The following is a 14,442-nucleotide window of genomic DNA, read 5'->3' as shown; positions in this document are numbered from 1 at the left end:
AAAATTTTGAAATGTTTATCAGATATTCTTCAAGTTGAGTGCAGCCCGCCAATTACTTCGTTTGTAGGACACCATACAAAAGATTGAGCGTTTTTTGTGTAGTCTATAAAAGAGCGCTTAAAAGTCCTCAGTCAATTGACTACTATGGTTGCAGACCACAGCATAGATTTTCAAACGTATCTAGAATCTCTAAGCGAGGATGACACATATAGTGATTGGCAAGATTTATACACGCCAACTGATGCCATAGACCGTCAAAGACTTGAACCCAAAAAATCGTGCAGACGCTTAGATTTGAGTTTGATGGTGCAAATAGTACCACAGCAACAAGAAGGTGAAGCACCAGACACAGAAAAAATTGAACGGTTAAATATCCTCGAAGGGTTACGGAAGTATGCAGCCAGCCATGTATTGCTAGTAGGAAAACCGGGTTCAGGCAAATCTACAGCTTTAGAACGTTTGTTGTGGGAAGAAGCTCAAAAGGGGAAACAAAAAGAACCAAATCAGAAAATTCCTGTGCTAGTGGAGTTAAGGCGCTACAAAACTTCAGTGCTGGATTTAATTCGGGACTTTTTGACTCGCTATAAATTAAACCTCAACAGCAAAGAGATTGAAAATCTACTGTTTAAAGAGCGATTTTTGTTACTTGTAGACGGTTTGAATGAATTACCCAACGATGAAGCTAGACGAGATTTAGACGGATTTCGGCAGAAATACCACCAAGTCACGCCGATGATTTTTACTACGCGGTATTTGGGGGTGGGGGGTGATTTAGGTATTGAAAAAAAACTGGAAATGCAACCCCTCACAGAAGCGCAGATGCAGCATTTTGTCCGCGCCTATTCAGAGGTAGGTGATGAAATGCTGCGACAGTTAGCTGGACGCTTGCGAGAATTGGCAGAAACGCCGCTGTTATTGTGGATGCTGTGTGAAGTATTCAATGATGCTAAACAAATTCCTACTAGTTTAGGTGAGTTGTTTCGTTGGTTCTCTGGAGAGTATCACAAACTCAAGGAAAATGTACCAATTGCTGAAGGGTTACGTAACTGGCAAGCTGAGTTATTGCAGCATCTAGCATTTGTGATGATGCAAGGTGACAATTCGACTGAATTGCGATTAACTATTTCTAAACAGCAAGCGAGGAATGTTTTAGCGACATTTTTACAGAACAAAGTAGCTTTTAGTGAGAAATGTGCAAGAGACTGGCTAGAAGATTTGCTCAAGTATCACTTAATTCAATTGCGAACAGACGACCAGATTGAATTTCGTCATCAGCTAATTCAGGAATACTACGCCGCAGAATTTTTAATTCCACAGCTTGACAAGATTAGTGATGAGAAGCTGAAGCGGGATTATCTGAATTATTTAAAGTGGACAGAACCCATAGCGTTGATGTTGGGGTTGTTGGGTAATAAAGGGCAGGCTTTACGAGTGGTGAAGTTAGCCTTAGATGTGGATTTGCAGTTAGGGGCAAGGTTGGCAGGAGAAGTAAAGCGAGAGTATCAGAAAGAAACAGTCGAATTAATTTTAGAGTTAGACATTCATAAATTACTTAAAGTTGAGTTGTTGGGTATCACTCATTCTGAATATGCCGTTACTTTTTTAAGTAATTCATTGCAAGATCAAGATAATTATGTTCGTAGGAGTGCCGCAGAGGCGTTAGGAAAAATCGGCAATGAAGCAGCGGTATCTGCCTTAATTAATGCTTTGCAGGATGAAGATTACTCTGTTCGTAGGAGTGCCGCACAGACGTTAGAAAAAATCGGCAATGAAGCAGCGGTATCTGCCTTAATTAATGCTTTGCAGGATGAAGATAACTCTGTTCGTTGGTATGCCGCAGAGGCGTTAGGAAATATCGGCAATGAAGCAGCGGTATCTGCCTTAATTAATGCTTTGCAGCATGAAGATGACTCTGTTCGTAGGAGTGCCGCACAGACGTTAGAAAAAATCGGCAATGAAGCAGCGGTATCTGCTTTAATTGATGCTTTGCAAGATGAAGATTACGATGTTCGTAGGAGTACCGCACAGGCGTTAGGAGAAATTGCTGGCTCTGAAGTTTTGCATCAGATATGGGAGTTACAATTAAAAACAGCATCATTGTATCAAAGCTATACAATTTCTAAAATTCAAGAGCGTTGCAAATTTTATAATCACGAAATTTGTTATTCTGTCTTGAATGAGGAGACAAACAACGCTGATCCTTTAACCAGTTCTCTAAACACACTTAATCAAACACTCAAAACTATGTCAGAAACTCCTAAAAATGATTTTACAGGTGCTACCTTTGGCAACATTACAGACAGTGTTATAGGAAATATCCAAGGTGATAACATTGGCACTCAAAACAATTACGCGTCTACAAAAGATATTGCTAATTTAAAAACTGTACTTGAGCAGTTACTCGAAAAAATGGAGCAGGATAAACCGACTGTAATCGATGCTCAACCTATTATTGCTCAAGCTGTTGAGAGTCATCCAGTACTTAAAAATAGGCAAGCGATTGAGCAAGTGATCAAAAATAATCCAACGCTCAAAGTACGTTTGCAAAGAGCTGTGACAGCAGCAGGTATTGAGACTGTAAAGGTTTTATTTGCTCCTGCTGGTATTGCGATTGAAGCGATTAGGGCTTGGAATGAACCTAGCTAAACCGTTTGAAAGAGCGTTTCAAACTTTGAAAAAAGCGGCTTTCTGGTGACGTCGGTGGAATTTCCGTCCGAAGAAAAAGTGCAGGAATTCGGCATCAAAGCCGCGCGGGTTTTTTGCAAGCCGAACGCAGAAGAATTAACCGCGATTAGCGAATTGGTGGACGAAGGACGATTAAAAGCTCACGTCTCAACCGTCTTGCCGCTCGTGGAAGTGAAAAAGGCACTTCAGCTTTCCGAAGGCGGTCGCACGCGGGGCAAGATTGTGTTGCAAGTCGAGGCATAGCTTTGAAACGTGGCGAAAATAACAGCGCAACCCAATAATTTTAATGGACGTGAGGGCGAAACACCGACTTTCTAATCACGTTGCGTGGTTTCCCGCCATGCATCGGGGGATTAAGGGGGGTGATTAAAATCACAGTCAAACACTTTTTAAACATCCTCTAAGGTATAAATTGATAATCCTTGGTCAATAGCTGCACTATGAAGTTGTTGCACCACTTCGGGATATTAATATCATGTCCGCCTAATTAGTTATAATTCTCGCATCTGTGCAAAAAGAAAGAAAACTCTTTCTCTTCCTGCCCCCTGCTCTCTTGCACTCTTAATGATAAGTCTTTCACCGGACACGATATAACCCATCCGTGCGACAAAAATTCGTTGCTCTTTTTGCTTTACACCATGAGCGAAACCAATTCTCACTTCATGCCATTCTGTTAACTACTTTTGACCATACCCTCGCCCAAGTTAGGCATTGCTAACCTGTACTAGCTATTATTAGCTAAGTGGTATGCCAAATACATCGACGGCAATACTATTTAGTTAGCAGTCTTTATCAACTGCTTACACTCGCACCCATAAAAATTAGTTCGATCCACTTTTTATTCCCTGTTCTCTATTGTGATACGCATTGGCTAAAAGTACTCTAAATAGATACGGGGTACAAAAAATACAAAAAATTTCTCAAGAATCAAGATTAAGGATAAGGTTATGGTAACCGAACAGTTAACTAGAGACAGCGACAATCTAGATTTAAATCAGCTACTAAGAACGCTGAATGCTGTTAAACAGGGTGACTTCTCGGTTCGGATGTCCATAGACCATACTGGTGTAGCAGGGAAAATAGCTGATACGCTCAATGATATTATTGACCAGAATGAGCGGATGGCGGCGGAGCTACAGCGGATTGGTAACGTTGTCGGCAAAGAAGGTAAAATTACCGATCGCGCCTCTCTCGGAGATGTTCGTGGTTCTTGGTCAGATTGTGTTACTTCTGTCAATAGTCTAATTACAGATTTAGTTCAACCAACTGCTGAAACTACTCGTGTAATTCGGTCAGTCGCCAATGGTGACTTATCGCAAACGATCGCCACAGAAATTGACGGCAGACCCCTGCAAGGTGAGTTTCTCCAAACTGCTAATATCGTTAACACGATGGTGGATCGGCTTGGTTCTTTTGCATCGGAAGTAACGCGGGTTGCCCGTGAGGTGGGAACTGAAGGGAAGTTGGGTGTCCAAGCCGAAGTGCAGGGTGTGGCTGGCACTTGGAAGGATTTGACTGATAATGTTAACTTGATGGCGGGTAATCTCACCGGACAAGTTCGTAACATCGCTGAAGTTGCCACTGCGATCGCAAATGGTGACTTATCCAAAAAAATCACTGTCGATGTTAAAGGCGAAATTCTCGAACTCAAAAACACCGTCAACACGATGGTGGATCAGCTTAATTCTTTTGCATCGGAAGTAACGCGAGTTGCCCGTGAAGTGGGAACTGAAGGGAAGTTAGGCGTACAAGCAGAAGTTAAAGGTGTAGCAGGAACTTGGAAGGATTTAACTGATAACGTTAACTTGATGGCAGGAAATTTAACAGCCCAAGTCCGTAACATTGCGGAAGTAACAACGGCGGTAGCGAATGGCGACCTTTCCAAGAAAATCACTGTTGATGTCAAAGGCGAAATTTTAGAGTTGAAAAACACCGTCAACATCATGGTGGATCAACTTAATTCTTTTGCATCGGAAGTGACAAGAGTTGCCCGTGAGGTAGGTGCTGAAGGTAAATTAGGCGGTCAAGCAGAAGTTCGCGGCGTAGCAGGTACGTGGAAAGACCTGACCGATAGTGTGAATTTCATGGCGGGAAGCTTGACGGCACAGGTGCGGAATATTGCCGAAGTGACTACGGCCGTGGCGAATGGCGACTTATCTAAGAAAATCACTGTGGATGTAAAAGGTGAAATTCTGGAACTGAAAAACACCATCAACACAATGGTGGATCAACTCAATTCTTTTGCATCGGAAGTTACAAGAGTTGCGCGTGAGGTGGGAACTGAAGGGAAGTTGGGCGTGCAAGCAGAAGTGCGGGGAGTAGCGGGAACTTGGAAAGATTTAACTGATAACGTTAACTTAATGGCAGGTAATCTCACCGGACAGGTGCGAAATATTGCCGAAGTTGCGACTGCGATCGCAAATGGCGATTTATCTAAAAAAATCACCGTCGATGTCAGAGGTGAAATTCTCGAACTGAAAAATACCATCAATATCATGGTGGATCAACTTAGTTCTTTTGCATCGGAAGTAACAAGAGTTGCCCGTGAGGTTGGCAGTGAAGGTAAATTGGGTGTGCAAGCGGATGTGCGCGGTGTGGCTGGCACTTGGAAAGATTTAACCGACAGCGTAAACTTCATGGCGGGAAGTTTAACGGCACAGGTGCGGAATATTGCCGAAGTTACTACGGCAGTTGCAACAGGCGATTTATCTAAGAAAATCACTGTCGATGTCAGAGGTGAAATTTTAGAACTCAAAAATACCATCAACACAATGGTGGATCAACTCAATTCCTTTGCATCAGAAGTAACAAGGGTTGCGCGTGAGGTAGGAAGTGAGGGTAAACTGGGCGTGCAAGCAGAAGTGCGCGGCGTGGCTGGCACTTGGAAGGATTTAACCGACAGCGTGAATTTCATGGCGGGAAGCTTGACGGCGCAGGTGCGGAACATTGCCGAAGTAACTACGGCGGTTGCAACAGGCGATTTATCCAAGAAAATCACCGTTGATGTCAAAGGCGAAATTCTGGAGTTGAAAAACACCATCAACACAATGGTAGATCAACTCAGTTCCTTTGCCAGTGAAGTAACAAGAGTTGCGCGTGAGGTGGGAACTGAAGGTAAATTGGGCGTACAAGCGGAAGTGAAAGACGTTGCTGGTACTTGGAAAGATTTAACCGACAGCGTGAACTTCATGGCGGGAAGCTTGACGGCACAGGTGCGGAACATTGCCGAGGTGACAACTGCGATCGCCAATGGTGACTTATCCAAGAAAATTACTGTTGCTGTCAAAGGCGAAATTCTCGAACTGAAGAATACCATCAATATCATGGTGGATCAACTTAATTCCTTTGCAAGTGAAGTAACACGGGTTGCCCGTGAGGTGGGAAGTGAGGGTAAATTAGGCGTACAAGCAGATGTGCGCGGCGTGGCTGGCACTTGGAAAGATTTAACTGACAGCGTAAATTTCATGGCGGGAAGCTTAACGGCACAAGTGCGAAACATTGCCGCCGTCACCACCGCCGTAGCTAATGGCGACTTATCTAAGAAAATCTCCGTTGATGTCAAAGGGGAAATTTTGGAGTTAAAAAACACTGTCAACACGATGGTGGATCAACTCAATTCCTTTGTAAGTGAAGTAACGCGGGTGGCGCGTGAGGTGGGAACTGAAGGAAAGCTGGGTGTACAAGCAGAAGTTAAAGGTGTAGCCGGAACTTGGAAAGATTTAACTGACAGTGTAAACTTCATGGCGGGAAGTTTGACGGCACAGGTGCGGAACATTGCCGAAGTGACTACTGCTGTAGCAAACGGCGACTTATCTAAAAAAATTACTGTCGATGTCAAAGGCGAAATTCAGGAACTTAAAAACACCATTAATACAATGGTGGATCAGCTAAATTCCTTTGCATCGGAAGTTACCAGGGTTGCCCGTGAGGTAGGAACTGAGGGGAAATTAGGCGTGCAAGCTTACGTCAGAGGAGTTGCAGGCACTTGGAAAGATTTAACAGACAACGTTAACTCAATGGCGGAGAACCTCACCGGACAAGTTCGCAACATCGCCGAAGTTACCAAGGCGGTAGCTAATGGCGACCTTTCTAAGAAAATTACCGTCGATGCCAGAGGCGAAATTTTAGACTTGAAGAACACTACCAACACGATGGTAGATCAACTCAGCTCCTTTGCCAGTGAAGTGACGCGGGTGGCGCGGGAAGTGGGAACTGAAGGGAAGTTGGGCGGACAAGCACAAGTCCAAGGTGTTGCAGGGACTTGGAAAGATTTAACAGATAACGTGAACTCGATGGCGGGGAACCTCACAGCACAAGTTCGCGGTATCGCCAGAGTTGTAACCGCAGTTGCTAACGGTGACTTGAAACGGAAACTGATGTTAGATGCCAAGGGAGAAATTGAAACTTTGGCAGAGACTATCAACGAGATGATTGATACTCTAGCAACGTTTGCCAATCAAGTAACCACAGTGGCGCGGGAAGTGGGAATCGAAGGAAAGTTAGGCGGACAAGCTAGAGTACCTGGTGCGGCTGGAACTTGGAAAGATTTGACAGATAATGTGAACGAACTTGCTGCTACACTGACAACTCAGTTGCGAGCGATCGCAGAAGTTGCTACAGCTGTAACTAAGGGCGATTTAACTCGTTCAATTGCCGTCGAGACACTAGGGGAAGTAGCGATACTCAAAGACAACATCAATCAGATGATTGCAAATCTGCGGGAGACAACGCAGAAAAACACCGAACAAGATTGGTTGAAAACTAACTTAGCCAAGTTTACCCGAATGCTGCAAGGTCAGCGAGACTTAGAAACCGTATCTAAATTAATTCTCTCAGAACTAGCACCCTTGGTAGGAGCGCAACACGGGGTATTCTTCCTGATGGAGTCTGGGGAAAATACACCATATTTGAAACTAATCAGTAGCTACGCTTACCGCGAACGCAGACATCTAGCTAACCGCTTCCACTTGGGTGAAGGTTTGGTGGGACAATGCGCTTTAGAAAAAGAACGAATTCTACTGACGGAAGTACCCAGCGATTATGTCAGAATTTCCTCTGGGTTAGGAGAAGCCACGCCCCTGAATGCCGTGGTGTTACCTGTACTTTTTGAGGGACAGGTGACAGCAGTGATTGAATTAGCATCCTTCCGCCGCTTTAGCGAAATTCATCTGACATTCTTCGACCAACTTACCGAAAGTATCGCGATCGTCCTCAACACGATCGCAGCATCGATGCGAACTGAAGAGTTACTCAAACAGTCGCAATCTTTGGCTGAAGAACTCCAAACCCAACAAAGCGAACTCCGGGAAACCAACCAGCGTTTAGAACAACAAGCCCAATCACTCAAAACTTCCGAGGATTTACTCAAAGGACAGCAAGAAGAACTGCAACAAACCAACGCCGAATTAGAAGAAAAGGCAGAGTTGATGGCGATGCAGAAGAAAGAAGTCGAGCGCAAAAATCGGGAAATTGAACAAGCAAGACTGTCTTTAGAAGATAAAGCTGAACAACTCGCCCTTTCCTCAAAATACAAATCAGAATTTCTTGCCAATATGTCCCATGAACTACGGACACCGCTAAACAGCTTGTTGATTTTGGCAAAATTGTTGACAGATAACACTGATCGCAACCTTACTAGGAAACAAGTCGAATACAGCCAGACAATTTACTCAGCCGGTACTGACCTGTTGACGTTGATCAATGACATCCTGGATCTCGCTAAAATTGAATCTGGAACCATGTCTATTGACATGACCCAAATACCATTAGCAGAGTTGGGTGAGCAGATTGAGCGTACTTTCCGACAAATCGCTCAGAGTAAAGGACTTGCCTTCGCTATTGAATTTACTGCCGAATTGCCAAATAGCATTTATACAGATGTTAAACGCTTACAACAAGTGTTGAAAAATCTGCTCTCTAACGCTTTTAAATTTACAGAGCAAGGAGAGGTACGCTTACGGATTGCAGTGGCCAAGCTAGGGTGGAGCAACAGCAACGAAACCTTAAATCGTGCCCAGCTTGTGATTGCTTTCTCAGTCAGCGATACAGGCATTGGCATTGCCCCCGAAAAACAGAAAGTGATTTTTGAAGCATTCCAGCAAGCCGATGGCTCTACCAGTCGGAGATACGGCGGCACGGGATTGGGCTTATCAATTAGCCGCGAAATCGCCCGTCTTTTCGGCGGCGAAATTAAACTCATCAGTCAACCCGGTGAAGGTAGCACTTTTACATTCTACTTACCACAATCGAGTCCTGAGTCTAGATTAACACTCCCCACTCCCTACTCCCTACTTCCCACTCCTCACTCAGCACTCAGCATTCAGCACTCCCCACTCATAAATGACGATCGCACGACTATAGAAAGAGGCGATCGCGTGTTACTAATTGTCGAAGATGACCTTAATTTTGCCCGTATCCTTCTAGATATGGCGCAACAGCAAGGATTCAAGGTGATAGCTGCCCAAACAGGTAGTACAGGTTTGATGCTAGCACAGCAATTCCTACCTTCAGCCATTTTGCTAGATATTCGGTTGCCAGAAATGGATGGTTGGACGGTATTGGATCGTCTCAAACATGACCCAAATACCCGTCACATCCCCGTACATATCATGACTGTTGAAGAAGGAAAACAGCGCGGTTTACAACTAGGTGCGATCGCATATCTGCAAAAACCTTTAACCAGTGAGACAATATCTGAGGCATTGACCAAAATTAAAGGTTTTGTTGAGCGTCAGGTGAAAAATTTATTGGTAGTCGAAGACGACGACACTCAACGGCTGAGTATTGTTGAGTTGATTGGTAACAGCGATGTTTCCACCACTGCTGTGGCTGACGGTGCAACTGCTCTAGAAGCTATTCGCACCCAGCATTTTGATTGCCTTGTCCTCGATTTAGGGCTACCCGACATGACCGGATTTGAACTAATTGAGCAGATAAAGCTTCTACCTAACGGCAAAACTTTGCCAATTATTGTTTATACAGGGAGAGAAATTAGCAAAGCTCAAGAAACAGAACTCAGACGGATTGCCGAGACAATCATTATTAAAGATGTGCGATCGCCCGAACGTCTCCTCGATGAAACAGCATTATTTTTACACCGAGTCCAAGCAAATTTACCTGAACCGAAGCGACAAATACTCGAACAACTGCATTCACAAGACTATTTACTTACTGGTAAAACAGCGCTAATTGTAGACGACGATATGCGTAATATCTTTGCCCTTACCAGTATGCTAGAGCGTTATCAAATCCAGGTTTTATATGCTGAAAACGGCAGAGAGGGAATCACTCTGTTAGAAAATACACCAGATATTGATGTTGTTTTGATGGACGTAATGATGCCAGAAATGGATGGTTACGAAACAACACGCACGATCCGCCAAAACGAGCAATTTAAGTCTTTGCCGATTATTGCACTGACCGCTAAAGCCATGCAAGGCGATCGCGAGAAGTGTATTGAAGCCGGCGCATCAGACTACATTACAAAACCTGTAGATACTGAGCAATTGCTGTCGCTGTTGCGTGTTTGGCTATATCGTTAATGACGCGATCGCCTTCACCAATTCTTCTGGATCTACAGGCTTAGAAATATGCTGTTGAAATCCGACAGCGATCGCTTGTTGATGATCCATCTCACCAGCATAAGCAGTTAAAGCGATCGCGGGAATTATCCCTCCTTGCTCTGGTTCCAGACTCCTTATTTGTCGCATCAGCATATAGCCATCCATTTCGGGCATCCCGATATCACTGATGATCAGATTTGGCTGGGATTGACTCAAGGCAGTTAAAGCTTCAATGGCTGAGGCAACAACGGTAACAGTCGCACCATACTGCTCCAGCATAAAGGGCAAAAATTCTCGCATATCTGCATCATCATCCACCACCAGAATCTCTAAGCCAGACAAGGGCGAAGACTGAACCGCCACCAGTGAGGAGTTATCTTTGGCATCCTTGATTCCTTTGTTTTCATCCTGTAAGTATGGAAGTTTGACGGTAAAAGTTGCTCCTTTAGCTTCACCCAGACTTTCTGCTTGCACGGTTCCCCCATGAAGTTCCACAAGATGGCGGACGATCGCTAATCCTAAACCTAAACCGCCAAATTTTCGAGTTGTCGCACCATCTGCTTGACGGAAATAATCAAAGACATAAGGTAAAAACTCAGGTGCAATCCCTTTTCCTGTATCAGTTACACAGATTTGTACCTGTGAGCCAACTTGCTCTAATTTAATTTTTACCTGTCCACCGATGGGAGTAAACTTAATGGCATTAGAAAGGATATTCCAAATGACTTGTTGCAATCGATTGGCATCGCCTAAAACTTGCCCGACACCGGATTCAAGAGTTGTCTGAATCTGGATAGACTTAGCCTCCGCCGATAAATGCACTGTCTCGATCGCAGCTTCCATGACTGATACCAAATTAATCCGGTCGAAGTTGAGGTTAAGTTTACCCTGAAGGATGCGGGAGACATCCAGCAAATCTTCAATTAATTGGGTTTGTAACTTGGCATTACGCTCAATGGTTTCTAGGGCGCGATCGCTGGTTGCTTGATCAAGCTTGCGGCTTTGCATCAGTTTTGCCCAACCTAGAATCGGGTTGAGTGGTGTTCTCAATTCATGGGAGAGGACAGCGAGAAATTCATCTTTGATGCGGTTTGCTGATTCAGCAGCGCTTCGTGCCGTTCGTTCGGCTTCATAGAGATGGGCGCGAGCGATCGCTTGGGCGCATTGTTGAGCAACAGCCAAAATAAATGCTTGATCTTCTCCACTCAGTTGTTGAGGCTGAGTAAATCCCAAACTTATACCGCCAACTGCCCAACCTTCTACCATCAAAGGAATAGAAATCCAGGCATTAAAATCATATTGAGCGTAAATTTCTGCTAAATGTGGGTAATCAGCTACCCGATTTTCTGTTGATTCAGCCCAAATAGGTTTCCCAGTTCGCACAGCTTCTGCTATTGGAGAGAGTGAATCGATGGCAAAAATACGCCAAGCATCTATCAAATCCTGCTTATAGCCAACCGCCCGCACAATTTCCAGTTCAGTTTTACTTTCATTCACCAAAGCCACAAGGGCAGAACTGGCTCCCAAGACAGCCATGCTCTGCTCTACAATCACATCAGATACTTGGGCTGGTGTCAGGGATTCTGAAAGCGCAGCCGTAATCGACTGGAGACGGGCAATGCGCTCCAATGCTCGTTCTGCCGTTTTTTGTGCTTGCTGCGCTTCTTGGTAAAGGCGGGCATTATCAATGGCGATCGCAGCTCGATGGGCAACATCTTTTGCTAGTGACAAGTCAGCCGTGCTGTAACGACGTTTTGATTCAGCAGTCACAAAAGAAATTGCACCAAAAATCCGTCCGTGTGCCATCAAGGGCAATATGATACATGAGTTTAAACCAAGTTCACGCAGAATTTGGAGATGTTCTGGATCTTTGATCGCTGCTGCTAGGGCTACATCTGAAATTTCTGCTACCATTTCTGCAACTCCTGTACGCACCACTTTCGGCACACCTTCAGTTGCATCCAACCCTCTGGAACAACGCTGATGAAGTTCCCAACCGAGTTTAACTTTCTCTGGATCACGGTGAGCAACTGCTACTTGATTAATTGATTGGTTGTCTTGCAGCAGATCAACGGCGCACCAATCGGCGAAGTAAGGCACAGCCAGGTTTGCCACGCTTGTTAGCGTCCTTTCGTAATCAAGGGAAGAGGCGAGTGTTGTACTGACTTGAGCCAAAAATGTCGCTCGTTGTTGATCGGCTTCTGCTTCCTGTCGGGCGGTTTGCTCTTGAATCAGTTGGATACGTTCGGCTTCAGATTGTTTGCGCTCTGTAATATCAAGCACAACACCACTCATGTGTGTGGCTTTACCAGCTTCGTTGAAAAAGGCTTTTCCCTGACAGGCTGCGTAGCGGATACTGCCGTCATCTTGAATAATTCGGTATTCTAAATCATGCTCTACGCCTTCGTTAATCGCTCGACTCAACGATTGAGCCAGTAATCCTCGATCATCTGGATGCAGGCGAACTAAAATTGCTTCGGAAGTTCCAGCAAAGGTTTCAGGTGTTAACCCAAATAGTTGATAAATTTGCTCATCCCAATCAAAGCGATCATTGGCAATATCCCAACTCCAAACACCGATTTGGGCAGATTTTAACGCCAGAACCTTGTCTATCATCAAATTGAAGGGAGGTACAACATCTACTTCGTTATCTTGATAGGCCAAAATGAAGCAGAGATATTGGATACTAGAGCCAGTAATGACAGTTTGAATGAAATTTAAAGTAGCGCTGTCTGCCCACTGCATATTATCTAAAAAGACAGTGAGCGGATGCTCTTTTTGAGCAAAGACGCTGATAAAATTATGAAACACCAAATTGAATCGATTTTGAGATTCGGCAGGTCCTAATTCTGGTATAGGAGGCTGTTCTCCAACGATTAATTCAACTTCTGGAATTACATCTGTGATTAGCTTACCATTGTTTCCTAATACTGCTTGTATTCGCTTTTTCCAGGTAGCAAGTTGATTTTCAGGCTGCGTTAAAATTTGTCGAGCCAGTGTTTGAAAAGCTTGAACAATGGTGGAATAAGGAATATCTCGTTTATACTGATCAAATTTACCAGAGATAAAAACCCCGCGTTCTCTAACAATGGACTTGTGAATCTCTTTCACTAAAGAAGATTTACCAACTCCAGCATAGCCAGAAACTAACACTAGTTCTGGTTTCCCTTGACTAACAACTCGTTCAAATGCTTGTAAAATCTTGGCAATCTCTGGCTCTTGCCCATACAATTTTTGAGGAATTTGAAAGCGCTCTGAGATATCTTGTTCACCCAAAACAAAGGATTGGATTTGTCCAGTTATCTCCAATTGTTTTAAGCACCTTTCCAGATCAAATTGTAAACCTAAAGCGCTCTGATACCTCTGTTCTGCAACCTTAGACAGCAATTTGATGATGATGTCACAGAGCATTTGGGGAATATCAGAGTTTAGCTTTTTCGGGGATGGTGGAGATTTGGCAATATGACAATGCACCCATTCTAAGGGGTCTTTGCCTTGAAATGGTAGCTGACCTGTTAGCATCTCATAAAAGGTGATTCCCAGAGAATACAAATCGCTGCGATGGTCAATTCCTCGATTCATTCGCCCGGTTTGCTCAGGTGATAAATAAGGTAGACTGCCTTCAATTCGACTGGAACTGCTAACTATTTGCTGCTGGTATGGAATGAAAGCAGCAATTCCAAAATCGGCGATTTTGACCTGACTAGTTTCGAGGTTAATTAAGATATTTTGCGGCTTAATATCCTTGTGGACAATATGATGAGTGTGAATTTGTGCGAGTTTGCTAGTAATTTCAATCGCAATCTTCAGAAACGGCACAGGCTGTTGAAATTGGTCTAGAAACTGGTCGAGCGATCGCGCCTGAAAATCCTCCATAATTAAATAAGGGATTCCCTGATGCATCTCTAAGGCGTAGACTTTGACTGCGGCGGCGATATTTAACCTTTGGGCGATCGCATACTCATGTTTGAGTTGTTCGATATTATTGGGTGTACACTGTTCTGGACGTAGCCCTTTGATAATTACCGGACATTGATCTTTAACCTTAATTCCACGGTATATGACTGCTTTTACCCCTGCTTTTAACAAAGTGACAATCTGAAATCCGGGTAATGCAATCATCATGCCAAATACTCCAGCCGTGCTTCTTCAGGGATAATCCGAGCTTAATTGTATTTTAAATACATTTCTTTGG

The 14,442-nt window shown here is 44.1% G+C and carries 4 protein-coding genes; 3 read left to right on the top strand and 1 reads right to left on the bottom strand.

Annotation, left to right across the window (positions count from 1 at the left end; all coding sequences use genetic code 11):
• Positions 1 to 144 precede the first annotated feature (144 nt).
• From V7K60_RS25875 to V7K60_RS25865, 3 genes are all read left to right on the top strand, one after another.
• Complete coding sequence (locus V7K60_RS25875) at positions 145 to 2,646, top strand: HEAT repeat domain-containing protein (RefSeq protein ID WP_334929672.1); 2,502 nt, start codon at positions 145 to 147, stop codon at positions 2,644 to 2,646.
• A gap of 54 nt (positions 2,647 to 2,700) precedes the next feature.
• Positions 2,701 to 2,928, top strand: coding sequence for a zinc-binding dehydrogenase (locus V7K60_RS25870; RefSeq protein ID WP_334929670.1), 228 nt, complete (start codon positions 2,701 to 2,703; stop codon positions 2,926 to 2,928).
• Positions 2,929 to 3,632: 704 nt separating this feature from the next.
• Positions 3,633 to 10,226 (top strand): HAMP domain-containing protein, encoded by a 6,594-nt coding sequence (locus V7K60_RS25865; protein ID WP_334929668.1) that lies wholly within the window; start codon positions 3,633 to 3,635, stop codon positions 10,224 to 10,226.
• Here the strand turns inward: V7K60_RS25865 and V7K60_RS25860 are convergent.
• On the bottom strand, positions 10,215 to 14,372 hold the full coding sequence (locus V7K60_RS25860; RefSeq protein ID WP_334929666.1) for an AAA family ATPase: 4,158 nt from the start codon (positions 14,370 to 14,372) through the stop codon (positions 10,215 to 10,217). The genes V7K60_RS25865 and V7K60_RS25860 overlap by 12 nt on opposite strands.
• Positions 14,373 to 14,442: the final 70 nt, after the last annotated feature.

The organism is Nostoc sp., from assembly GCF_036917555.1.
Lineage (GTDB): Bacteria > Cyanobacteriota > Cyanobacteriia > Cyanobacteriales > Nostocaceae > Nostoc.
The sequence above is the reverse complement of the archived record's forward strand: the minus strand, read 5'-3'. Positions and strand labels throughout refer to the sequence as shown.

Bases quoted from the DNA above. Each gene is read 5' to 3' on its own strand.
- V7K60_RS25875 (WP_334929672.1), top strand. From the start codon at position 145: ATGGTTGCAGACCACAGCATAGATTTTCAAACGTATCTAGAATCTCTA.
- V7K60_RS25860 (WP_334929666.1), bottom strand. From the start codon at position 14,372: ATGATGATTGCATTACCCGGATTTCAGATTGTCACTTTGTTAAAAGCA.
- V7K60_RS25865 (WP_334929668.1), top strand. From the start codon at position 3,633: ATGGTAACCGAACAGTTAACTAGAGACAGCGACAATCTAGATTTAAAT.